Annotated in this window: 19 protein-coding genes; 14 read left to right on the top strand and 5 right to left on the bottom strand. The window is 63.4% G+C overall.

Annotation, left to right across the window (positions count from 1 at the left end; all coding sequences use genetic code 11):
- Positions 1-40: 40 nt before the first annotated feature.
- From ACWPWQ_RS02040 to ACWPWQ_RS02025, 4 genes are all read right to left on the bottom strand, one after another.
- On the bottom strand, positions 41-2,362 hold the full coding sequence (locus ACWPWQ_RS02040; protein ID WP_454008888.1) for an Ig-like domain-containing protein: 2,322 nt from the start codon (positions 2,360-2,362) through the stop codon (positions 41-43).
- Positions 2,363-2,639: 277 nt separating this feature from the next.
- Positions 2,640-3,497: an aldose 1-epimerase gene (locus tag ACWPWQ_RS02035; protein ID WP_454008887.1), complete on the bottom strand. Its 858-nt coding sequence runs from the start codon at positions 3,495-3,497 to the stop codon at positions 2,640-2,642.
- The gene (locus tag ACWPWQ_RS02030; RefSeq protein WP_202046779.1) at positions 3,494-4,945 is read right to left on the bottom strand and encodes a sugar porter family MFS transporter; all 1,452 of its coding nucleotides are present in this window, start codon (positions 4,943-4,945) and stop codon (positions 3,494-3,496) included. The genes ACWPWQ_RS02035 and ACWPWQ_RS02030 overlap by 4 nt, the downstream gene beginning before the upstream one ends.
- A gap of 81 nt (positions 4,946-5,026) precedes the next feature.
- Positions 5,027-8,305, bottom strand: a complete 3,279-nt coding sequence (locus ACWPWQ_RS02025) for a DUF5107 domain-containing protein (RefSeq protein WP_454008886.1) — start codon at positions 8,303-8,305, stop codon at positions 5,027-5,029.
- A 119-nt stretch (positions 8,306-8,424) separates the two neighbouring features.
- On the opposite strand from ACWPWQ_RS02025, the gene ACWPWQ_RS02020 reads away from it, so the two are divergent.
- The gene (locus ACWPWQ_RS02020; RefSeq protein ID WP_454008885.1) at positions 8,425-9,639 is read left to right on the top strand and encodes an ROK family protein; all 1,215 of its coding nucleotides are present in this window, start codon (positions 8,425-8,427) and stop codon (positions 9,637-9,639) included.
- On the opposite strand, the gene ACWPWQ_RS02015 is transcribed toward ACWPWQ_RS02020, so the two are convergent.
- Positions 9,629-10,882, bottom strand: coding sequence for an NADH:flavin oxidoreductase/NADH oxidase family protein (locus ACWPWQ_RS02015; protein WP_454008884.1), 1,254 nt, complete (start codon positions 10,880-10,882; stop codon positions 9,629-9,631). The genes ACWPWQ_RS02020 and ACWPWQ_RS02015 overlap by 11 nt on opposite strands.
- 215 nt (positions 10,883-11,097) lie before the next feature.
- Here ACWPWQ_RS02015 and ACWPWQ_RS02010 point away from each other — a divergent pair, with 215 nt between their 5' ends.
- From ACWPWQ_RS02010 to purB, 13 genes are all read left to right on the top strand, one after another.
- Complete coding sequence (locus ACWPWQ_RS02010) at positions 11,098-11,517, top strand: MerR family transcriptional regulator (protein WP_247625873.1); 420 nt, start codon at positions 11,098-11,100, stop codon at positions 11,515-11,517.
- A gap of 134 nt (positions 11,518-11,651) precedes the next feature.
- Entirely contained in the window at positions 11,652-11,933 is a 282-nt protein-coding gene (locus ACWPWQ_RS02005) for a hypothetical protein (protein WP_454008883.1), read from the top strand.
- Between the two features lie 55 nt (positions 11,934-11,988).
- Positions 11,989-12,438 (top strand): GNAT family N-acetyltransferase, encoded by a 450-nt coding sequence (locus ACWPWQ_RS02000; RefSeq protein WP_454008882.1) that lies wholly within the window; start codon positions 11,989-11,991, stop codon positions 12,436-12,438.
- Positions 12,439-12,573: 135 nt separating this feature from the next.
- Entirely contained in the window at positions 12,574-13,032 is a 459-nt protein-coding gene (locus tag ACWPWQ_RS01995; protein WP_202046785.1) for a GNAT family N-acetyltransferase, read from the top strand.
- A gap of 443 nt (positions 13,033-13,475) precedes the next feature.
- Complete coding sequence (locus tag ACWPWQ_RS01990; RefSeq protein ID WP_454008881.1) at positions 13,476-15,383, top strand: PTS fructose transporter subunit IIABC; 1,908 nt, start codon at positions 13,476-13,478, stop codon at positions 15,381-15,383.
- Between the two features lie 458 nt (positions 15,384-15,841).
- Complete coding sequence (gene uhpT, locus ACWPWQ_RS01985) at positions 15,842-17,248, top strand: hexose-6-phosphate:phosphate antiporter (RefSeq protein ID WP_429038709.1); 1,407 nt, start codon at positions 15,842-15,844, stop codon at positions 17,246-17,248.
- A 210-nt stretch (positions 17,249-17,458) separates the two neighbouring features.
- On the top strand, positions 17,459-17,764 hold the full coding sequence (locus tag ACWPWQ_RS01980) for a PTS fructose transporter subunit IIB (RefSeq protein WP_247625868.1): 306 nt from the start codon (positions 17,459-17,461) through the stop codon (positions 17,762-17,764).
- Entirely contained in the window at positions 17,765-18,532 is a 768-nt protein-coding gene (locus ACWPWQ_RS01975) for a PTS sugar transporter subunit IIA (protein ID WP_454008880.1), read from the top strand. It abuts the gene before it with no gap.
- A 96-nt stretch (positions 18,533-18,628) separates the two neighbouring features.
- Positions 18,629-19,567: a 23S rRNA pseudouridine(2457) synthase RluE gene (rluE, locus tag ACWPWQ_RS01970; protein WP_454008879.1), complete on the top strand. Its 939-nt coding sequence runs from the start codon at positions 18,629-18,631 to the stop codon at positions 19,565-19,567.
- A gap of 64 nt (positions 19,568-19,631) precedes the next feature.
- The gene (locus tag ACWPWQ_RS01965) at positions 19,632-20,099 is read left to right on the top strand and encodes an NUDIX hydrolase (RefSeq protein ID WP_307764245.1); all 468 of its coding nucleotides are present in this window, start codon (positions 19,632-19,634) and stop codon (positions 20,097-20,099) included.
- 158 nt (positions 20,100-20,257) lie between these two features.
- Positions 20,258-21,364 (top strand): tRNA 2-thiouridine(34) synthase MnmA, encoded by a 1,107-nt coding sequence (gene mnmA / locus ACWPWQ_RS01960; RefSeq protein WP_454008878.1) that lies wholly within the window; start codon positions 20,258-20,260, stop codon positions 21,362-21,364.
- Positions 21,365-21,387: 23 nt separating this feature from the next.
- Positions 21,388-21,999 carry a high frequency lysogenization protein HflD gene (gene hflD / locus ACWPWQ_RS01955; protein WP_139439358.1) on the top strand — a complete coding sequence of 204 codons (612 nt, stop codon included), beginning with the start codon at positions 21,388-21,390 and terminating at the stop codon, positions 21,997-21,999.
- 175 nt (positions 22,000-22,174) lie between these two features.
- Entirely contained in the window at positions 22,175-23,545 is a 1,371-nt protein-coding gene (gene purB, locus ACWPWQ_RS01950; protein WP_319916502.1) for an adenylosuccinate lyase, read from the top strand.
- Positions 23,546-23,634: the final 89 nt, after the last annotated feature.

Raw genomic sequence — 23,634 nt, 5'->3', positions numbered from 1 at the left:
CCGGTCGGGATGGGGCGCGATCGCCTGTCACGCAGCCGGATCAAGGGGTCGGCTTGACCAGGGTATCCAGAGCATTCACCGTCAGGGTGCCTCTGCCTCGGGTCATCTTGTGGAAGTTGGTGCCTTGCTGGGACGGGTTGTCTGTCCGGGTCAGCAGGGTAGCCCCGTTGTTGTAGTTCTGGATCTCGGTGGCGTTGAGCGGCCGATCCGACAGGATCAGCAGCAGGGTACGAAACGCCTTCTGCGAGGTGGCCGCACTCGGCACCCTGGGCTTCTGGTCGGCCGGGATCAGGGCATAGGCATCGAGACTGGCGGGATCCGTCATCTCGGAGGCATCCATCAACCCCATCAGGTAGAGCTCGATGTCGGCGTAGTTGGCACTCACGTTGTTCAGCTGGCCGACGATGCCGAGCCAGGGAGCCCAGTGCCCGGTAACGGGTGGCACCACCCAGTTCGCCCAGCGATGGGCCATCTCGTGCAGGATGGGGCCATAGGTCGAGGTCGACAGGTACTTCTTCTTGTAGAGGAAGAAGACCCCCTGCAGCTTGCCGTCCGAGTGAAACGCCGCCGTCTCATCAAACATGCCAAGTCCTATGCCCGCCACATCGTTTCTGACGTGGGCATATTCGCCTGTGGGCATGCCCGCAGGGACATCGTCGTTGTTCATCACCACTGTGATGAAGTCGAAGGCATCGCTGAACTGGTTGTAGACCTGTCCGGTCAGATCTTTCAGTGCCGCCTGCCCCTCGGGGGAGTTGATGGAGGTCGCATTCCAGAATGCAAAGGCCTCCGGGCTCAGTTGCAGCGAGGCCAACTGGTTTTGCCGCGGCTCGATGAGGATGGGAGCCTCGGGGGCCGTCGGCATCACGGTCAGCCGGGCCGACGTGCTGGTGACGCCCCCCAGGCTGGCGGTGATGAGTGCCACCCCCTCGCTCAGGCCGCTCGCCTCCCCCCGGCTGCCAGAGGCATTGCTGATGGGCGCGACGGCGGGCGCATCGGAAGACCAGAGGATGCTGTCGTCGTCCGTCACCTCCTGGTTGCTGCCATCGGAGAGGGTCGCCATGGCCTGAAATTGCACCTTGCCCCCCACAGTGACAGAGGCATCCGCCGGCGTTAGCTCCAGATTGGTCACCACGGCGGATGAGACGGTCACCGGGGCCGAGCCGGTGAAGGCGGTGCCGTCCAGGGTGCCGCTCGCCATGATGGCGGCAGTCCCCACCGTCTGGCCCGTCACCAGCCCCTTGCTCCCCGCCTGGTTGCTGACGCTCGCTATCCCGGGTTGATTGCTTTGCCACTGGATGAGGTTGTTGTCGGTGACATCGAACGAGGTGCCATCGGTGAGATTGGCCGTGGCGACAAACTGTGTTTGCAGGCCAGCCGCAATGGTGTCCCCCATGGACTGCACCTCGAGTCCGATGACGGCGGCCGAGCTCACCCTGAGCGGCTCGGTCGCCTCGAGGGAGACCCCGTTGATCATGCCGCTCACCCCTATGGTGGCGCTCCCCGGCGTCAGCCCGGTGACCAGCCCGGTCTCGCTGATGCTCGCCACCGCCGGATCGCTGCTGTGCCAGGTCAAGGCGTCATGCTCGGTCACCTCTATGGGATCGCTGTCATCGGACAGGGTGGCGAAGGCATGCAACTGCGCACTCAACCCTATGGGCAGCGGATCCTGGGGAGCATGGATATCCAGCCCGGTGATCACGGCATCCGTCACCGCCAGCGGGGCCGACGCCTGGAAGGACGTGCCGTTGAGGGTACCGCTGGCCTCAATGTTCGGCTCCCCGACCGCCACCCCGGTGGCAAGGCCCTTGCTGCCGGCGTCGTTGCTGACCCGGGCACTGCCCTCGTCACTGCTGCGCCACTGCAGGGCCGAGGCATTGGTCACGTCTCGCGACTGGCCGTCGGAGAAGGTGGCGATGGCCACGAAGGGCTGGTTCAATCCCACCGGCACACTGGCCGTGACCGGGGTCAGTTGCAGCTCTGTCACATAGGCATCGATCACCTCCACCCTGGCGGTGGCGCTATGAGACTCCCCGTTGACTGTGCCCGTGCTGGTCAGGGTGGCCGTGCCCGGGCCGATCCCCATGGCGAGGCCCTGTTCATCCACCCTGACCACGGCGGTGTCGCTGCTGCTCCAGACAAGGTCGGGATGCCCGGTCACGTCCTGCACGGCGCCATCATCCCAGGTCGCCTGCACCTGGAACTGCTGCTCGACACCGACGGGAACCCTGATCTCTTCCGGACTCATCCGCAACGAGGCGAGGGAGGGGCCCTCCCCCGTTGAGCCTTCCTCGTCATCACTGCCACACCCCAGCAGCGCCAGCGCTGCCAATCCTGCTACCAACCACTTGCCCACTGCCATTACCCACTCCTCCCTAAATCACTCCCTTGCCGGCGCGCTCGGCGTGCGCCGGGGCCGCCTGTCGCTGCGGCTGTTTGAACCAGACGGGGAGTAGAGCAACGGGGCATTTTGCCGTCCACCGAAAGCCACGGCGCAGACAGCCTGGGTTAAGAAAACCGCGATGAAACCTGGTAACCCGCCCCCAAGTCCCTGACAAACCGCCCTTTATCCGCCGCCGAACCCCGCCGGGTGCCAATGAGTGAGGCCCTTTCGGGCCCCTGTCATTACCAACCCGGAGTCATGGCGCCGGGCGCAGGCAGAGTGTCATACCAAGGCTCATGCGATCCCCTCTGCCGAGCAGGCGCAAGCCGGGATGACCGGCCATGTGATGGGCATTGGCGGCATGGCTCTGGGGCTCCAGACAGACGAAGCCGCTCCCCTCATCGGGCTGGTAGAGCATCAGGAAGGCACACTCGCTTGAAACCAGCAGGCGCTGCTGGCGGGCAGGATGGTCAATCTCGGCCTGACCGCGCCAACCACCGTAACAGTGGTTGAGCCACCCTTGCGGGCGCTGCCACTGACGAAAGTCGAGGTGGGGCGCCAGTCTGCTCGACCAGTCGGTCGGCAGATGTTCCAGCCCTTCTTGCCAGACGCCGCTCGCCAGAAAGCGAATGCGGGTCTGCTCGTCGCGCCAGAAGAAGGGGTGGAAACCCGCGCCGTAGAGGCAGGGGCTCTCCCCGAGATGGGTCAGGCTGATCCGCGCCACCAGGCTCACTCCCTGCAGGCGGTAGTCGATCTCCGCCAGGTAGTGAAAAGGGCCGCTCTGGCTGGTGAGCTGCAAGGTCATCGAGCTGCTGGTCAGCGCCACCGGCTGCCATGGCTGCAACCAGCCATCCCCATGCAAAAAGAAGTCGGGATCGAGCTCGCTCGCGGGCAACGAATATTGCTCTCCCCACAGTTCGAACCGGTTGCCCGCAACCCGATTGGCCAGGGGCAACATGGGAAACAGGGCGCTCTGTGCGGGATGCCAGGGCTGCGCCGGGTCCGTGTCGCGTAGCAGCGGGCGCCCTTTGTCATCTTCAAACCCCAGCAGACAGGCCCCTTGTGCAGAGACCCGCATCCTAAGATGCGGGTTGCTCAATGTGTAAACCGTCATGCCGAGGCGCTCGCCTTGGGCGGAGTCAGCTCGACCTTGCCTTGGGCCAGCTGGGCTTCCAGCGCTTCCAGCGTCACCCCCTTGGTCTCCGGCACCTTGCGATAGATAAAGATGAGACCGGCGAAACAGATGAGGCCATAGAGCAGGAAGCTGCCTGCGGCGCCCAACCCTGCATTGAGCAGCGGGAAGGTGTAGGTCAGCACGAAACAGGCAATCCAGAGCGCCAGCGTACCGGCCGACATCGCCAGCCCGCGCACCCGATTGGGGAAGATCTCCGAGAGCAGCACCCAGGTGACCGGCGCCAGGGTCAGGGCATAGATGGCGATGGCCGCCAATACCAGCAGCAACACCGGCAGCCCCAGCACACCTGTGGCATAGGCCGCCGCCATCATGCCGTAGATGATGGTGAGACCGGCCGAGCCAATCAGCATCAGCTTGCGACGGCCAATCTTGTCCACCATGGGCAACGCGATCAGGGTAAACAGCAGGTTGATAAGACCGGTGGCGACGATGGATTTGAGGGTACTGTTGATGTCAAACCCGGCGGAGGCAAAGATCTCCTGCGCATAGTTGAAGATGACGTTGATGCCGCACCACTGCTGGAAGACCGCCAGCACAATTCCGATGATGAGGATCGGCCGCACCGAGGGCTTGCCCAGCTCAGCCAGCGAGACCTTGTGGGTCTCACCCACCAGGGTCTGACGGATATCGGCCAGCGTCTGCTTGGCATAGGCATCACCGCCAATCTTGCCGAGCATGCGGGAGGCTTTCTCATACTGACCATCTTTGGCCAGCCAGCGCGGCGACTCCGGCACGAAGAACATCAACACCAGAAAGGCCAGTGCAGGTACCAGTTCGGCACCGAACATCCAGCGCCAGCCGGACTGACCATTCCAGGTCGCCAGAATATCGGCCTGAGTCGCGTTGCTCGCCACCGGATCGGCAATCATCAGGTTCACCAGCTGAGCCGCCAGCACCCCGATCACTATGGTGAGCTGGTTGATGGCCACGAACTTGCCCCGCTTGTCGGCCGGGCTGATCTCGGCGATGTACATGGGCGAGAGCGCAGAAGCCAGACCGATGCCGATACCGCCGATAATGCGATAGACCACAAAGAGATCGAAGTTGCCGGCCGCGGCCGTGCCCCAGGCCGAGATGGTGAAGAGGATGGCGGCCAGGATCAGCGGCTTCTTGCGACCGAAGCGGTCGGCTGACCAGCCGGAGATGGCGGCCCCCAGCACGCAGCCCACCAGCGCCGAGCTCATGGCCCAGCCGGACTGGGCCGGATCCGTGATGGCGAAATAGGCCTCATAGAAGGGCTTGGCCCCGCCAATCACGACCCAGTCATAACCAAACAGCAGGCCACCGCAGGCGGCCACCAAACAGATCATCCAGATGTAGCTCATATTGAGCCCATTCGTATCCAATTGATTTTTCGTGCGTTCCATGACTCATCCTTATCATCTTGTCGATTGTAGGGTGCAGTGGCGCCCCTCACCGTGGCGGGGCGCCGGTTTTTGTTATGAGAGTTATGAGTTGAGTGACAGCTCGCGGCAGATCAGGGCAAAGAGGTGCCCCTTGTCGTGAGCCGGGTTGAGGGTGAGCAGATCTCGCAAGCTCTGTTCACAGCCATCCCGCTGACCCAGCCCCAACAGGCCGAGCGCCCTGACCAGCAGACAGTGCTGGCGGTGTTTGTGCTGCGGGTCGTCATCCAGCACGATGAGATCCGGCAGTGAGACGGCGAAGAAGTCCGCCTCGACCGACTCGCCCATCGCCTGCTCGGCCCAGCCGACCATCCCTTCAAAGAGACGCTGCGCCTCCGCAACCCGCCCAAGACGTGCCAGCGCCATGCCCTGATAGAAGAGGTAATCCACCGGCTGATCGTTGTAGTAGCGGCTGGCCCCCAGCGACCCCTGACCGAGGCAGGCCTGTTGCAGGCATTGGGCCGCCAGACTCTGGTTGTCACAGGCAAGGTGGCAGAGCGCCAGCAGGTAGTGGATATCGTTGTCGGTTTGCCCCACCAGACGCCCCTCCCCCAGATTGAGGGGGTAGTGCAGCGCCTGTTGCAGCAACGGAATGGCCTGCTCGTGACGTCCCTGAATCATCAACGCCAGCGCCCGGCGCTGCTGGTTGATGAGGTACTGACCGGTCACCTTGCCCTCGCCCCCCTCCCAGGGGTGGAATTCACGCAGCCGCAAGATCTCGGCCGCCGCCTCCAGCTGGCCCGTGATGTGATAGAGGCTGAGCAGTTCGGCGGTCAGGTCGTCGCGCTTGAGGGCCACCTCACGGTGTGCCTCCAGCAGCGTCAACCGCTCCCTTGGCGCCATGGCGCAGCGTTTGTGCAGCTGATCCAGTTCAAACAGCAGGCGGGCATCGTCCGGCTTGAGGGCAAAGGCTCGGCTCAGACACTGCTCGGCCATCGGCAGGTCACCGCTCTTGTTGAAGTGATAGATGCCAAGGTTGCGCCAGGCCGGGGCAAACCCGGGCGCCTGCTCGCACACCTGCTGCCACAGGGCAATCGCCTGCTCATAGTTACGCTTGCTGTAGTGGAAGCAGCCCAGCAGATAGCTGGCAAACCAGCTGTGGGGCAGTTGCGCCAGCATGGCCACCTCGCCAAGGGTATTGGGGAAGCGCACCTTGCGGCCAAAGGCCTGCTCGGCCCGTTGCAGCAGGGCATCCTGCGCCTCACCTTCCGGCAACAATGCAGCCTGGAACAGCAGCGGCAGGGTCTCCTCTACCGGCATTGTTGAGAGCAGTTGCTGCGCCAGCTCGGGGCGTCCCAGCGCCAGCAGGTCGCTTGCCAGGAAACAGAGATTCACCCCGCGCCCGTTGCACAGAGTACGCAGCGCCTCGAGATCGGTTGGCTGCTCGCTTGCCAGCCAGCGCAGGAAGGCCAGCTGATAGTGGAGTGGATAACGGACTCGCCGCTCGTCGATATAGGCAATGGCCGCCTCCCGCTTGCCAGACTCCAGCAGCGCCAAGCCCTTGAGGGCGATGGCGCCGTAGTGGGTGCCGTTGACCGCAAGACTCTTCTCGACAAAGGGCAGCGCCTGCGCGGGGTCCCGGCGTACCATAGCGATGCGGGCCAGTCCGAGGAAGCCGCTGTCGCGGCAGTTACCGCTCCAGGTCGCCTTGTAGAAGTCATCGAAAGCGGCATCGAACTGCCCCAGACGCTCCTCGATGTGGCCGCGCAGCAAGCTCGCCTTGCCACACTGGGGGTTCTTGTTGAGGCGATGGGCACGGGTGAGCGCCTGATTGACGTAGGCCAGCGCCTGCTCATAGTTGGCGCGGTTGTACTCTAGGGTTGCCAGGGCCAGATTGCAGCGATAGTCGCCGCCATCGAGCTCCAGAGCCCGCAGGTAGTAATCAAAGGGTGAGCGGCTGGCGTGCAGATACTGCTCAAGATGCTGGCCGATGAAGTAGAGCTCGTCGACCGAGTCGAGATTGACGGCGGGCTCTGGCGCGGTGGCAGGATCCGGCAGGGCTTCGCCTGCGGGCTGATGCTCCAGATAGCTCAGGATCGGCTGGCCCTGCTCATCCAGCAGGCGTACCTGCAAGCGTCCCTCGCTGGTGATGGCCTGCGGCTCAAGCCAGGCCTGACCCGGCTGCAGATCCAGCGTCTGGGTGAACAGCACGCCCCCCTCGTCACTTACCTCGAACCGGGCCCCGCAAAGCGGCGCCACCGCATAGACTCCGCAGACGAGGCCGTCATCGCTGCGTTCCAGCTTGATGGCGGCGCGGGTGTTGGCGTTTTGCAGGGTGCCGAGGGTGTTGTAGGGCAGGAAGTTCTGCACAAACACCTTCTCCTCCCCCGCATCCAGCCAGGTAAAGTCAGGCTGGTTGTCGGTATAGACCCCGGTCATCAGCTCGATGTAGGGGCCGTTGTCATCGGTCAGGTTGCGATCCCAGGCCAGACCGAAGTCACAGTTGCCCCAGCTCCACTGCTTCTTGCCCGGCGAGACATGGTGGTCCGCCACGTGCAACAGGCCGCCCTGCTCGTCATGACAGTAGGCGCCGACAAAGTCGTAGTCGGACTTGTCCGCCATGTAGGAGGTGGGCACCGGAATATTGCGGTAGCGGGAGATATCGACTCCGGCGGAGTAGTCCACCTTGTAGTAGGTACCGCGGGCGATGGGGAAGGCACTGACGTCGCGCTTGCCGTGGTCATAGACGGCGGTCACGTCGGGCGGGAAGACGCTCTGGTGGGCATCGCCCCCCTTCACCGCCGGGTTGGACCACCAGAGGAAGTGGCGCGGCGTGTCGTTGCCGTTGAACACCTTGCCAGTGATCTCGATAAGCGCCTTGTCGGGATAGAGGGTGAAGCCCGCCATCACCTGCAGACCGCGCATTGGCTCCACCTCGCCCAGCCAGACGGTCTTGGCGCCGCCCTCGCGCTCCTGGATGCTGACATCCACCGGCATAAAGGTGGTGGGTCTGTGGTGCTGCGGCCAGTTGAACTCGATGCCGCCGGAGATCCAGGGCCCCACCAGCCCCACCAGCGCCGGCTTGATCACCTCGTTGTAATAGACAAAGTCCCGCTGCATCACCTTGTCGTAGGCACGGTGGATGCGGCCACCCAACTCCGGCAGCAGCATCACCTTGATAAAGTCGTTCTCCAGCCAGACCGCCTGATAGGACTTCATCTGCTTCTGGCCGGTCAGGGTGTCGATCACGCCGTAGGGATAGACGGCCCCCGAGGAGCCCTGATAGACCCGCTTCTCGAGAAACATGGGGTTGGGATCTTCGGCACCGACCTCGTAGGTCGGCAGGGTGACGGCCTCTACCCAGACTCTTACATCAGCTCTCATCAATCTCGCCTCATTCAACATTTATTAGTAAACGTTTCCATGAGGCCAGTTTAAGATGGCGATGACGGCGATTTTCGCTTAAAGATCACGCAATACAGTAAGCGGAGTTTAGTGAACTGATGATCGTTGGCCTGAACAACCAGAAGGTACGCCACCACAACAAGCAGGTGCTGCTGGCGTTGCTCTACCAGCTCAAGGAGGCGAGCAAGTCCACTCTGGCCCGCCACTGCGAGCTCTCCATCCCGGCGGTCAGCAAGATCCTCGACGATCTGGTGACCGACGGCACCATCAGCCACAGCGAGCAGAACCTCTCATTGCGCGGCATCAACGGCGGCAGCTACCGTATCGCCAGTGGCCAGGGGGCCATCCTCTGCCTCAATATCAGCCCCACCAGCCTGGAGAGCATACTGGTGGACAACCTGATCACCCCGCTGGATGAGTTCAGCGCCCAGAAGATAGCCCCGCAGACCCCCGATGAGCTGCTGCACCTGATTGAAGCGCACTACTACCAGCACAAGCGCAGTCACAAGGGGCTGGCGATCCGGCTGGCGCTGGCGGTACACGGCCAGGTCAACCCGGCCACCGGGGTGTCGCAAACCATGCCGCAGGCCCCCTGGCACGCGCCGGTCGAGCTCAAGTATCTGCTGGAGGAGCGCCTCGGCTGCGAGGTGATGGTGGATAACGACTGCATCATGCTGGCGCTGGCCCAGAAGTGGCAGGGCCGGGAAGGAAACGGGGATTTTTGCGTCATCAACGTCGATTACGGTATCGGATCGGCCTTTATCATCAACGGCCAGATCTACCGGGGCGCCCTGTTTGGCAGCGGCCAGATAGGCCACACCATTATCAATCCGGACGGCAGCGCCTGTGCCTGCGGCCGCTATGGCTGCCTGGAGACGGTCGCCTCGCTGTTTGCCATCAAGAAGCGGGCAAGGGTCTTTCTCAAGCAGCAAGCCAGTGCCGACAACCCGGCGCCGGCGGGCGGAGAGCTCGACACGGCCCAGTTGCTCGCGCTCTACCACCAGGGGGATGCCATGATCCGCACCCTGGTGGACGAGGGGGCCCGCGCCATTGGCCTGAGCCTCTACAACTTCCTCAATATCCTCAACATCAACCGCATCTGGCTCTATGGCCGTAGCTGCGACTTCGGCGAGCCCTGGCTGCAGACCATCGTCAGCCAGACCGGTGCCAACCCCTTCGACTGCAGCGATGCCGTCAATGCGACCCAATTGCGCTTTGGCGAGCTCACCCGTCCCCAGCAGGTGGCGGGCATCGGCTATCTCTATGTGGAGCGGGCACTGGCGCAGCGTGATGCTGCAGGCTTTAGCCAGTGAAAACGGGTCGCCCCTTGATCCAGCGCCGATAGCGGGCGTTGCCACGCAGGGTCTGCCACTGCTGGCAGGCCAGCGCCAGGGCGGGTGCGACCTTGGGGCGGCTCGGCTGGCCGCGGCCCAGCCGCCGCAGCTGGTATTTCACCATCGCCATGTAGCCCACCGAGGCCAGCACCTTGTTGCGCCAGGGGATGGGCCTGAGCTCGGCGCTGGCCGCCTGCTCCCGGCGCCATCTGGCGGGCAGATCCGGGGCGATGGCCAGCGCAGTAGCCATGCCGACGACTGCCACTCCGCTGCCGAGCACCTGCTCCACCACCGGATAACGGCGGATCCCCCCGGTCACCATCACGGGCATGCGGGCGGCGCTCACTATCTCTTCGGCGAATGTCAGAAAATAGGCTTCCCGCGCCAGGGTGCGGCCATCGCGGGCCAGGCCGTGCATGGCGGGCGCCTCGTAACTGCCGCCGGAGAGCTCCACCAGATCCACCCCGAGGGGGTTGAGCATCTCGACCACAGCCCTGGCATCCTCGGTGCTGAAGCCGCCACGCTGAAAGTCGGCGGAGTTGAGCTTGACCGACAGTGAGAAGCGCTCCCCCACCTGCTCACGGATCCCCTGCACTATCTCCAGCAGCAGGCGTGCGCGATTCTCCAGGCTGCCGCCCCAACGATCGCGGCGCTGGTTGGTGAGCGGCGAGAGGAACTGGCTCAACAGATAGCCGTGGGCGGCGTGGATCTGCACCCCGTCAAAGCCCAGATCCTGTGCCAGCCGCGCCGTGTTGATAAAGCGCGCCTTCACCTCGGCAATGTCGGCCTCGCTCATGGCCCTGGGCGGGGAGAACTGTCTGGAGAAACTGCCGAGCGCCATGGGCACGGCGGAAGGCGCCAGGGTGGGCTGCCCCAGCGCCGCCGGCATCTGGCGCCCGGGGTGGTTGATCTGCATCCAGATCTGGGCGCCGCCGCTCTTGGCCGCCTCGGCCCAGGCACTGAAACGCTCTGCCAGCTGCAGGGAGAGTTCCGGGGAATCGAGCACCACGCCCCCCGCTCCCGTCATGGCGTGGCCGTCCACCATCACATTGCCGGTGATGATAAGGCTGGCGCCACCCTCTGCCCAGGTGCGATAGAGGCGGATCAGCGCCTCTGAGGGGGCATGGTCACGGTCGGCCATGTTCTCTTCCATGGCCGCCTTGGCGAGGCGGTTGATAAGCTGGCTGCCATTGGGCAGGGTCAGGGGAGTAAAGGGGTTCATGGCGATCTCCTCGGTAATGAGGGCCCCACCATAAGTTTGAAGCTGACTTGAAGGTCAAGCCCCTTTGTCGGGATGCCGTTGCGATGGGGAAAACGCTATCCACCCACACCGCCCTTGCTCAGGGCCGTTGACATTCAAGCGGGCTTTAACCCTAGAATCCTCCCTGATCCCGCCCTTCGGCGGGCGGCCCCGCCAACCCGAGCCCAGGAGGCAAGATGAAGATCGGTGAACTGGCCAGACAGACCGGCATGGCGGCCTCGGCCATCCGCTTCTATGAAGCCAGGGGCCTGCTCAGCAAGGTGCGACGGGGTGCCAACGGCTATCGCGACTACCCGCCCGAAACGGTGCAGCTGCTGACCATCATCGGCCAGGCCCAGCAGGCGGGCTTCTCCCTCGACGAAATCAAGCAGCTGGTGCCGGCGGATATCGGCACCTGGCAACAGGCCCCGCTGCTGGCGGCACTCAAGGCCAAGGTGAGCGACATCGAAGCGCTGGAGGCAAGACTTGCCCACAGCAAGCAGCAGTTGCAGACCCTGATCCGGCTGGTGGAGTCCAAACCCGACGAGATGCCGTGCGAGGAGAACGCCGCCCGGGTACTGGCCAGCATGGGTATCACATCCCCCAAACAGCCCTGATCGACGTCGCCATGCCCTCATGCCACCACGCAGAAAAGGGGCACCTCCCTCAATGGAGCCACACCATATGGGATGGGTGAGAGCCAAGTGGAGAGGATTATGATGGGCGCGCCATCAGCAGGAGAGTGCTTATCATGACAGCCCAGCGTGAACAGCAAAAACAGAGTGAACAGCAGGCGCAGAGCGAAATCCATCGCTGCGACAAATGCGCTGAGCGCACCCGCCATATAGTGGTGCTGGTCCCTCGCGATCACAGTCAGGACATCATGCCCAAGGATCCGCGCAAAGCCTTCTGGCAAGCCTTTACTTCCAGCAGCATCACCAACTGGGCATTCGGCTCGACCCTGGCCTACCAGACCACTCATGTAAAGCACCTGATCTGCGAGCGCTGCGGGGAGAAATTTCTGGAGTATTGAGGCCCAGAGGGCGGCGCGCCCCGGACAGTCAGAGCGAGATAAAAGAGAAATAAAGATGAAGTTTGTCGAGATAGACCCCCACCAACTGCCGCTGGCACTGCTGCTAGAAGCAGATCCCGCAGAGCAGCGCATTGCCGCCTATCTGCCCGGCGCCTGGGGCTTTGCCGCCCTGGCGGGCAACGAGGTAGTGGGAGCCTGTGTGGCCGGTCTGGTGGGGGAGCAAACGACCGAAATCTTCAATATCGCCGTTGCCCCCAATCGACAGCAGCAAGGCATCGGCTCCGGCCTGCTGCGCTTCGTACTGACCAACCTGGCCGGGAAAGGAGTAAGCCGCGTCGAGCTCGGTACCGGCAGCTTCGGCCACCAGCTCACCTACTACCAGCGCCACGGCTTTCGCGTCGATGCCGTTGTGAAGGATCACTTCCTTATCCACTACCCGGAGCCCCTGATGGAGCACGGCATCCAGCACAAGGACATGCTGCGACTCTACCTTGAACTGGGCTAGGCTATCCCCACCCTCAGCAGCCTGTAGCGCCCTGGGGATAAATAGTGGGGGGATCAATTCAGCGTCGCCACATCTCATCGAAAGCAACGAGAGCCATATCGAGCACCATGCCACTGGTAAAGGGATGAATGCAGGATGCAGACAAGAAAAGCCAGCCCAGATGAACTGAATGCCATCTTCTGGATGGGCTTTGATGCTTGGGGCGAAGGACTGTCACCGACTGAATATCTGGCGAGCTGCCACGCCAGTCAAAAATACCGCTCCGGTGTGTGGTATGTCCTTATTGTGGGCAATCAGCCTGTCTCTTCCCTTATCGTCTATCGGGACCGATTTGGCCTTGGCCAGGGCTGTTTTGGCATAGGTTCACTGGCAACGACACCTGCGATGAGGGGGCAAGGATTTGGCGCCCATCTGCTGCGTGGGGTGACAGGCATGCTGCTGGATAGTCCCGGTGCCGTCGCCACCTTCCTCCATGCAGATATCGACCATCACTTCTACGAGAGGCTGGGGTATAGGTGCATTCCGGGGGGTGATTGCATGTATTTCTCTCATAGGCGGCCACGCTATGTCGGCGAACCGCCTACCTACTTTTAATCCACTCTCAGCCACCATCCACATGGCAGCCACCCGATGGCTCACGACTTTTCTCCACCTTGCCACCCCTCCTCTTCCCCTGATTACCGCCATTTATGTGCGTCGGATCACATCCAACCCCATCATCCACCCTCACAAATTTATAGAAAAAGCTTCTCTCTCCCGTCCAGACTGGTAGGGCCACAGCAATATTGCCGCAAGGGGACTACTGCTAACGACATGATTTTATATGTGAAAACCAACTTAATTCACTGCCGTTGCCCAACGCCTCGCTTTGGGATCCGGCTCACACTCGGGATCTTGCCGCACAAAAATCCAGTCATTCGCACATTTGTCCGATAGGGTGGCGTTCGACCCGTCGCGATAATAGTCGTGTCAATTTTGTCTGCATGCCGTGTGCACGGCATGCCAACAGGCTCCATCAAGGGAGCGGGGAGAACGCCATGATCACCACCCTTATCAACGAGCAGCTGATCGCGCTCGATTTAAAGGCCACGGGCAAGGAGGAGGTCTTCGCCGAGATGACCCGATTGCTGGTCGCCCAAGGCAAGGTCAGCGACGAGCAGCAGTTCATCAAGGACTTGTGGGCCCGGGAAGAGCTGGACAACACCGGCTTCGAGGAGGGCGTCGCCCTGCCCCACGCCAAGAGTGCGGCGGTGAGCACCCCGGCGGTGGCCATCGGCATCAGCCGTGCCGGCATCGATTACGGCGCCGAGGATGGCAAGCCCTCCCGGCTGTTCTTCATGATTGCCTCCCCGGCCGGTGGCGCCAACCACCACATCGAGGTGCTGGCCGAGCTCTCCGCCAAGCTGATCGAAGAGGGCTTTATCGACGCCCTGCTGGCGGCCAAGACCTCGGCCGAGGCGCTGGCGCTGCTGCTCGAGAAGAAAGAAGAAACGGTTGCCACCCCGGCCGCCGACAAGGGCTTCATCATAGGCGTCACCGGCTGCCCGGCCGGCATCGCCCACACCTATCTGGCGGCGGAATCCCTGGAGCGCGCCGCCAGGGAGTTGGGGTACGAGGTGAAGGTGGAGACCAACGGCTCCATCGGCGTCAAGAACAGCCCTACGCCTGCCGAGATCGCCCGCGCCAGCGCCATCGTGGTGGCCTGCGACAAGCAGGTGGACATGGCCCGCTTCAACGGCAAGCCGCTCATCAAGACCGGCGTCAAGGCCCCCATCAGGGATGGCAAGGGCCTCATCGAGCAGGCGCTCAAGGCCCCCGCCTATGTGGCGGACAAGGATGAGCGCAAGAGCGAGGAGAAGAGCGCGGGCGGCAGTTCCGATCTCTACCGTTACCTGATGAACGGCGTCTCCCACATGATCCCCTTCGTGGTGACCGGGGGCCTCTTGATCGCCCTGGCGCTCGCCATCGGCGGTGACCCGACCCCGAGCGGCATGCAGATCCCGGCAGGGAGCATGTGGAACCAGATCCTCAACGTGGGCGTCGCCGCCTTCACCCTGATGATCCCCATACTGGCGGGCTACATCGCCTACGCCATCGGTGATCGCCCCGCCCTGGCGCCGGGCTTTATCGGCGGCTGGATCGCCAACAACGGCAGCTTCTACGGCGCCGACGCCGGCACCGGCTTTATCGGTGCCATCATAGCGGGCCTGCTGGTCGGCTACCTGGTGCGCTGGATAGCGACTCGCCACTACCACAAGATGGTGCAGCCGCTGGTGCCTATCCTGATCGCCCCCATCGTCGGGTCGCTCTTTATCGCCGCCGTCTTCATCTTCATCATCGGCGCCCCCATCGCCGACATGATGACGGGTCTGAACGCCATGCTGCTCTCCATGAGCGGTGGCAGCCTGGTGCTGCTGGGCATAGTGCTGGGCGGCATGGCGGGCTTTGACATGGGAGGCCCGGTCAACAAGGTGGCCTTCCTGTTCTCGGTGGGCATGATTGCCTCCGGCCAGACCCAGTTCATGGGGGCCATGGCCTGCGCCATCCCGGCGGCGCCCCTTGGCATGTCGCTGGCCACCGTGCTCGGTCGCAAGCTCGGCATCTTCGATGCCTCCGAAATCGAGGCGGGCAAGGCCGCCGGTGCCATGGGTCTGGTGGGGATCTCCGAGGGGGCGATTCCGTTCGCCGCCCGTGACCCGCTCGCCGTCATTCCCGCCAACGTGCTGGGCAGCATGACCGCCGCCGTGATGGCTTTCCTGTTTGGCATCACCAACAGCGTTGCCCACGGTGGCCCCATCGTGGCTCTGCTGGGTGCGGTCAACAAGCCGCTGCTGGCGCTGCTCTGCATGGTCTGCGGTGCCATCGTCACCGGCGTGGTGGCGGTCGCCCTGAAAAAACTGCGGATCAAAAAGCGTAACGAGGTGACCCTGGCCAAGGCGGCCTGACCCTTGTTGACCCCACGCACTTGAGATGACAGCAGGCCACCCCGGGTGGCCTGCTTGTTTTTGCGCCCCCCTTGCCGCCGGGCTGCGAGCCTGATGGCTCCCACCACTGCGCGTCGCGCCACCCGGGGCGCGCGGGCCAGTGAGCCGACTCTGTGATCCCCTTCACGCTTCAGGGCCACAAGCCGCCAAACTAGGAAATTTTCCTAATTGTCCTAGGGATGGCTCTCACGCCATCCCCATCCCGCCTCTTTACAGTCGACCTACCTGATGTAGTTACCCGACCCCAGCGCAGGTGCCAGGGCCGGGCATGGGTTCAATCGACAGGGGAGCGCTCTGCTGTTCGCCCTCTTCCTGTCGCCCTTCCCGTGGCGTGACCTCCCATAACAGATTGAACGAGTTCAATACACAAATGAGGAACGCGGCGGGAATAGCGTCTATCTCGCAGAGGATGAACGAAGATGTTTAAACTGCTCGAACAGGTCCGGATCCCCACCCTGGACCTGCCGGTCGAAGCCCGGCGCAAGCTCTGGTTCAAGCCATTCATGCAATCTTATCTGGTTGTATTCATTGGCTATCTGACCATGTATCTGATCCGCAAGAACTTCAACATCGCCCAGAACGACATGATCCAGGAGTACGGTCTCTCCATGACCGAGCTCGGCATGATAGGCCTTGGCTTCTCCATCACCTACGGGGTGGGCAAGACGGTCGTCTCCTACTATGCCGACGGCAAGAACACCAAGCAGTTCCTGCCGCTGATGCTGATCCTCTCCGCCCTCTGCATGCTGGGCTTCAGTGCCAGCATGGGGGGCACGGGTTTTAGCCTCTACTTCATGATCTTCTTCTATGCCCTGAGTGGCTTCTTCCAGAGCTGTGGTGGCTCCTGCAGCTACTCCACCATCACCAAGTGGACCCCCCGCAACAAGCGCGGCACCTACCTCGGCATGTGGAACCTCTCCCACAACGTGGGCGGCGCCGGTGCGGCCGGTGTGGCGCTGTTCGGTGCCAACTACCTGTTCGATGGCAACGTGCTCGGCATGTTCATCTTCCCCTCCATGATTGCGCTGATGGTCGGCTTTATCGGCCTGCGCTTTGGCAGCGACTCGCCGGAGGCCTATGGCCTTGGCAAGGTGGAGGAGCTGTTTGACGAAGTGGCCAGCGAAGAGGACATCGCCACCGAGGAGCAGAAGCTGACCAAGTGGCAGATCTTCGTGAAGTACGTGCTGATGAACAAGGTGATCTGGCTGCTCTGCTTCGCCAACATCTTCCTCTACGTGGTGCGCATCGGCATCGACCAGTGGTCCACCGTCTACGCCCACCAGGAGCTCGGCTTCTCCAAGGAAGTCGCCATCCAGGGCTTTACCTTCTTCGAAGTGGGCGCCCTGGTCGGCACCCTGATGTGGGGCTACCTCTCGGATCTGGCGAACGGTCGCCGTGGTCTGGTGGCCTGCGTGGCACTGGCGCTCATCATCGCCACTCTGGGGCTCTACCAGCATGCCACCACCCAGTTCATGTTCCTGGGCTCCCTGTTCCTGCTGGGCTTCCTGGTGTTTGGTCCGCAGCTGCTGATCGGCGTGGCCGCCGTGGGCTTCGTGCCCAAGCAGGGGATCAGCGTGGCCGATGGCGTCAAGGGCACCTTCGCCTACCTCATCGGTGACAGCTTCGCCAAGCTGGGTCTGGGCATGATAGCCGACGGCACCCCCATCTTCGGCCTGACCGGCTGGACCGGCACCTTCGCGGCGCTGGACATGGCCGCCGCCGCCTGCCTGGTGCTGATGGCCTGCGTCGCCGTGGCCGAGGAGCGCAAGATCCGCCGCATCAAACGGGAACTGCGCGCCGCCGAGCTGGCTACCCAGTCCGCCTGATAGCCGCCATCCGCTTTATCTCCTGATATGCATTCGGCTCGCCCTCTGGCGGGCCGTTTTTTATCCGCACAGCCCCACACTCAAACGGGGCCACACCTTGCGCAAAGCGGCACCAGAGCACCGCCAAGATCCCACTTTCACCCCGCACCTTTGGCAAAAGCCGCCCCATGGCGCTATCTTGTGCCCCACCTCAATTTGCTTCGAGAGCCCATGAAGATCCTCGCCGTCACCGCCTGCCCCACCGGCATAGCCCACACCTACATGGCCGCCGAGGCGCTGCAAAAAGCCGCCGACAAGCTGGGGCTCAAGATCAAGGTGGAGACCCAGGGCGCCATGGGGCTGGAAAACGTGCTGACCGCCCGGGAGATCGCCAGCGCGGATCTGGTGCTGATCGCCTCCGACATCGAGATCGAGCAGAAGGAGCGCTTCCTCGGCTGCAATGTGCGCCAGGTATCCCTGGAGTCCGTGCTGCTGGACGCTGCCGCCGTGCTCAAAGCCGCCACTCCTGGCGCCTGAATGCTCCGCCGCGAGCTCACCTTCTGCTGCCACCAGGGCTTGACCATCACCCAGGCCAAGCAGCTCTGTCGACTGGCCGGGCTGTTCAAGTCCCAGATCCTCTTCATCAACATCAGCCGTCGCCAGCGGGCAGAGGCGACCAGCCAGCTCGCCCTGCTCACCCTGGCCACCCAGCCCGGGGATCTCTGCCAGTTGCTGATCGAAGGGCTGGATGCCGAGCTCGCCCACATGGCCTTCACCTGCTGGTGCGTGGAGCTGGGCCAGCCGCTGGGGCGCCCCGCCACCTCGGCCCGGGCCGAGCAGCGGCTGGCCGCCGCCCTGCCCGACTACGGCTTTTCCCTCGCCCAGCTCGGCCACAGCTCGGCGTCCCTCGACAAGGCGCTGGCGTTGCAGATCCTGGTGGATCTGCTGCCGGGGGAGCGGGTGCGCGACAGAGCCGCGCTGGAGCAGGCCATTGCGGATCGGGAGCGGCTCGCCGCCACCATCATACGGCCTGGCCTCGCCATGCCCCATGTGATCTGCCCCGCCATCACCAGGCCAAGCCTCTCGCTGCTTAGCTGCGATGACCCCCTCCCCTGGGGATCGGCGCTCGGGCCCGTGCAGACCATCATATTGCTGGCCATTCCGGCCGCTCTGGCCCCCGAGCAGCTGCGCCCCCTCACCCGGCTGGCCCGCGCCCTGATGGACGAGGTGGTCAGCACGGCGCTCTTGCACGCAAGCTCGGCCCCCGCCCGCCAGGCCATCGTCATCGACAGCCTGCTCGGCTGAGAGGCGCCGAGCTGCCCGGGTGCGCGCATCCCCGATGCCCCATGGCGAGCGCCGCCGTGATACACTCCGGCATCCCCTGTTTTTGGTATGCACGCGATGAAACCTGCCCGTCCCCGCCTCTCCCTTTCCGGCCGCTCCAGCGCCGCTGGCCGTCCCGCACAGGATGAGGCCCACAAGCCCGGCCTTGCACGCTCACGGGCCGGTACCCGGCAGGCGGGCGACGCCAGAGTGGCGGGGCAAAAACCAGAGGTGGCACCGGCAGATCGCAGGCTCTTGCTGCTGAACAAGCCCTACATGGTGCTCTGCCAGTTCACCGACGAGGCGGGGCGCGAGACCCTCAAGGATTACATCAGGGAGCCCGGCATCTATGCCGCAGGCCGGCTGGATCGCGACAGCGAGGGGCTCTTGCTGCTCACCAACGACGGCAAGCTGCAGGCGCGCCTCACCCAGCCGGGGGAGAAGACCCCCAAGACCTACTGGGTGCAGGTGGAAGGCGTGCCGAGCGAGGCGGCACTGGCCGCCCTGCGCGCCGGGGTTGAGCTCAACGATGGCATGACGTTGCCCGCCGGGGCGCGCATCATGGATGACCCTGCGGTGTGGCCACGCAATCCGCCCATTCGCGAGCGTAAAGAAATCCCCACCAGCTGGCTGGAGATCAAGATTGTGGAGGGTCGCAACCGCCAGGTGCGGCGCATGACGGCCCATATCGGCCACCCCACATTGCGCCTTATCCGCTACGCCATCGGTGACTGGACGTTAGATGGTCTGGCGCCGGGGGAGAGCCGCGCCCTGCCCGCCCCCGAGCTGGCGCAGGCACCGCGATCAGCGCCAGCGCACGGCAAGCCGCGGGCATCAACCCAACCCGAGGGCACTGGCAGCAACGAGCACCGAGCGGCCCGCAGCCCCCAGGCCCGGCGACAGCCTCAGGAACCACGCCAGGAGCGAGGCAACCGCGAGGCAGAGCCGCGCCCGGGCAATCGCAGCAGCGGGCGCGGCACCGCCCGCCGCCCGGCCCGCACCAAGCCGTCAGAATGATGGCAACAGCGGATCTGCATCGAACGCCCCCGCCGGGGCACAGCCAACGAGACAAGGAGCCCTTATGAGCGATCACCCACCGCTGCCCACCCGCCTTACCGTGGCCGCCCTGGTGCACTGGCAGGGTCGCTTCCTGCTGGTGGAGGAGGAGATCAGGGGCCAGCGCCGCTTCAACCAGCCCGCCGGCCACGTGGAGCCGGGGGAGAACCTGATTGAGGCGGCCTGCCGCGAGCTCAAGGAGGAGACGGGGCTGACCGCAGCCCCCAGCGCCTGGCTCGGGGTCTATCTGTTCAAACCGGCGGACAGCGAGGCCACCTTCGTGCGCACCGCCGTCATCTTCGACCTTGAAAAGGCGCCGGGTCAGCACCATCCAGAGGATCCCGACGGCGATGTGCTGGCCTGCCACTGGCTCACCCTGGCGGAGATAGCCGAGTGCAAGCCCGCCCTGCGAAGCCCGCTGGTGTGGCAGTGTATCCAGGACTACCTGGCCGGCACCCGCCTGCCGCTGTCGGCGCTCAAGGCCTTCATTTAAGATCCGTTGGAAGCTCCTTTTAACGCAATGGAGCCGAGACAAGAAAAACGATTTCCCGCCGCCAGGCTCCCGAGGGGAGCGACGGCAGGGAGATGTGACCGGGGGCGCAAAACTCTGGTAGAATACGCCCCGTTTAAACGAACTGGTAACTTCGACTAATGACAGACAACAGCCAAATCAAGGTGATCGTCGGCATGTCCGGCGGCGTGGATTCTTCCGTCTCGGCCTACCTGCTCCAGCAGCAGGGTTATCAGGTCGAAGGCTTGTTCATGAAGAACTGGGAAGAAGACGACACGGACGAGTACTGCTCCGCCTCCAAGGATTTGGCTGATGCCAAGGCCGTCTGCGACAAGCTGGGCATGAAGCTGCACACCATCAACTTCGCCGCCGAGTACTGGGATAACGTGTTCGAGCACTTCCTGGAAGAGTACAAGGCAGGGCGCACGCCGAACCCGGACATCCTGTGCAACAAGGAGATCAAGTTCAAGGCGTTCCTGGAATTTGCCGCCGAAGAGCTGGGTGCCACCTACATCGCCACCGGCCACTACGTGCGCCGTGACGACAGCACGGGCCGCCCACGCCTGCTGCGCGGTCTGGATACCAACAAGGATCAGAGCTACTTCCTCTACACCCTGAGCGAAGCCCAGGTGGGTCAGAGCCTGTTCCCTGTCGGGGATCTGGAGAAGCCGGAGGTACGCCGCATCGCCGAGCAGCTCGACCTCATCACCGCCAAGAAGAAGGACTCCACCGGCATCTGCTTCATCGGCGAGCGCAAGTTCAAGGACTTCCTGGCCAAGTTCCTGCCCGCCCAGCCCGGCCCCATCGAAACCGTGGATGGCAAGGTGATTGGCGAGCACCAGGGGCTGATGTACCACACCCTGGGCCAGCGCAAGGGGCTCGGCATCGGCGGCATGAAGGATGCGACCGAAGAGGCCTGGTACGTGGTGGACAAGGAGGTGGAGCGCAATACCCTGGTGGTGGCGCAAGGGGAGCATCCCCGCCTCTACTCCGACGGCCTGATCGCCAGCCAATTGCACTGGGTGGATCGCACCCCGATCCGGGCGCCGCTACGCTGCACCGTCAAGACCCGTTACCGCCAGCAGGACATCCCCTGCCTGATCCAGCCCATCGACGATGAGACCATACGGGTCATCTTCGACGAGAAACAGGCTGCGGTGACCCCGGGCCAGTCCGCCGTCTTCTACGACGGGGAAGTCTGCCTGGGCGGCGGCATCATAGAACAGCGTTTCAGCCATCCGGTTTGAATCCTTAACAGAAGGCAGCAGACGTGAGCGACAAATTCCAAGACAGAACAATGGCTTTCGCCGGCATCTGCCAGGCGGCCTATCTGGTGCAAAAAGTGGCCCGTGACGGCACCTGTGACGAGGCCTCCCTGCGCGAGAGCCTGCAAAGCGTGCTGGTGACCAATCCCAAGCAGCCGCTGGAAGTGTTCGGCAGCCACCTCGCCATCCGCGACGGTTACCGCGCCCTGGTGGAGCAGCTGGGGGCCGACGGCAGCCAGAAGAACGCCGAGCTGACCCGCTACGTGGTGAGCCTGATTGCGCTGGAGCGCAAGCTGGCCAAGCGCAAGGACATTCTCAACATGCTGGGGGAGCGGATCGGGCAGATCGGCCGCCAGCAACAGCATTTCGATCTGCTCGACGAGCAGATCCTGGCCAACATGGCGAGCATCTACAGCGATCTCATCAGCCCCATAGGGCCGCGCATCCAGGTGGCGGGCACCCCGCTGTTCCTGCAGCAGCCCCTGGTGCAGCACAAGGTGCGCGCCCTGCTGCTGGCAGGCATCCGTGCCTGCGTGCTGTGGCGCCAGCTTGGCGGCAGCCGTACCCAGATCATCTTCGCTCGCAAGAAGATGGTGGAACTGGCCAAACGTTTCTAAGAATCGGCTCGAGCTCCGTCGTGAGAGGCCGGAAGCAAGGTGAAGAGCAGCGCAGGTACCGGAGTTTATGTCGATAAATAAGGATGCCGAGCAGCACATGAGCCTTGATAACGGTCTCGTAACAGGAGCGCGAGTTGATGAGAATCCCCCACACCAATCATCAGGAGTTCACCCCATGGAGCTGTCCGCGCTGACTGCTGTTTCCCCGATTGACGGTCGTTATGGCGACAAGGCCGATGCCCTGCGTCCCATCTTCTCCGAATTCGGTCTGCTGCGTTTTCGCGTCGAAGTCGAGGTGCGCTGGTTGCAAAAACTGGCCAGCCACGCCGGGATCCCGGAAGTCCCTGCCCTGAGTGCGGCCGCCAATGCCGTGCTGGACGGCATAGTCCTGAACTTCAACGAAGCGGACGCCGCGCGCATCAAGCAGATCGAGCGCACCACCAACCATGATGTGAAAGCGGTGGAGTACTTCCTGAAAGAGAAGGTGGAAGTGAACCCCGAGCTCGCCGCCGTCAGCGAATTCATCCACTTCGCCTGCACCTCGGAAGACATCAACAACAACTCCCACGGCCTGATGCTGAAGACCGCCCGCGACGAGGTCATCAAGCCTTATTGCGAGAAGCTGATTTCCGAGCTCAAGCGCCTGGCCGTTGAGTACCGCGACATGCCGCTGCTGTCACGCACCCACGGCCAGCCGGCGACCCCGAGCACCATGGGCAAGGAGATGGCCAACGTCGCCTATCGCCTGGAGCGCCAGTTCAAGCAGATCATGGCGGTGGAGATCCTCGGCAAGATCAACGGTGCCGTGGGCAACTACAACGCCCACGTGAGCGCCTACCCTGAAGTGGACTGGCACCAGTTCTCCGAGGAGTTTGTTACCTCCTTGGGCCTTTCCTGGAACCCCTACACCACCCAGATCGAGCCCCACGACTACATCGCCGAGCTGTTCGACGCCATGGCCCGCTTCAACACCATCCTGATCGACTTCGACAGGGACGTGTGGGGCTACATCTCCCTGGGTCACTTCAAGCAGCGCACCGTGGCGGGCGAGATCGGCTCCTCCACCATGCCGCACAAGGTCAATCCCATCGACTTCGAGAACTCCGAAGGCAATCTGGGTCTGGCCAACGCCGTGTTCCAGCACCTGGCCTCCAAGCTGCCCATCTCCCGCTGGCAGCGTGATCTGACCGACTCCACAGTGCTGCGCAACCTGGGGGTGGCCGTGGGTTACTCCCTGATTGCCTATCAGGCGACCCTCAAGGGCATCTCCAAGCTGGAAGCGAACGCGGACGCCATGGCCGCCGATCTGGACGCCAACTGGGAAGTGCTGGCCGAGCCCATCCAGACAGTGATGCGCCGCTACGGCATCGAGAAGCCCTACGAGAAGCTAAAGGAGCTGACCCGTGGCCGCCGCGTGGATGCCGAAGGCATGCGCACCTTTATCGACACCCTGGAACTGCCCGAGGCCGTCAAGGTCGAACTGAAGAAGCTGACTCCAGCCAACTACCTCGGTCAGGCCCAGCGTCTGGTCGATCTGCTGAAGTAAGCGGCTAAACCGAACCGGCGGGGGCTCTGTCATGACGGCAGGGCCCCCGTTGATTTTGGCCCATTTGATAGCATCACAGGCTATCGGGC

The sequence above is a fragment of the Aeromonas sp. Marseille-Q7275 genome (assembly GCF_965119515.1).
The sequence above is the reverse complement of the archived record's forward strand: the minus strand, read 5'-3'. Positions and strand labels throughout refer to the sequence as shown.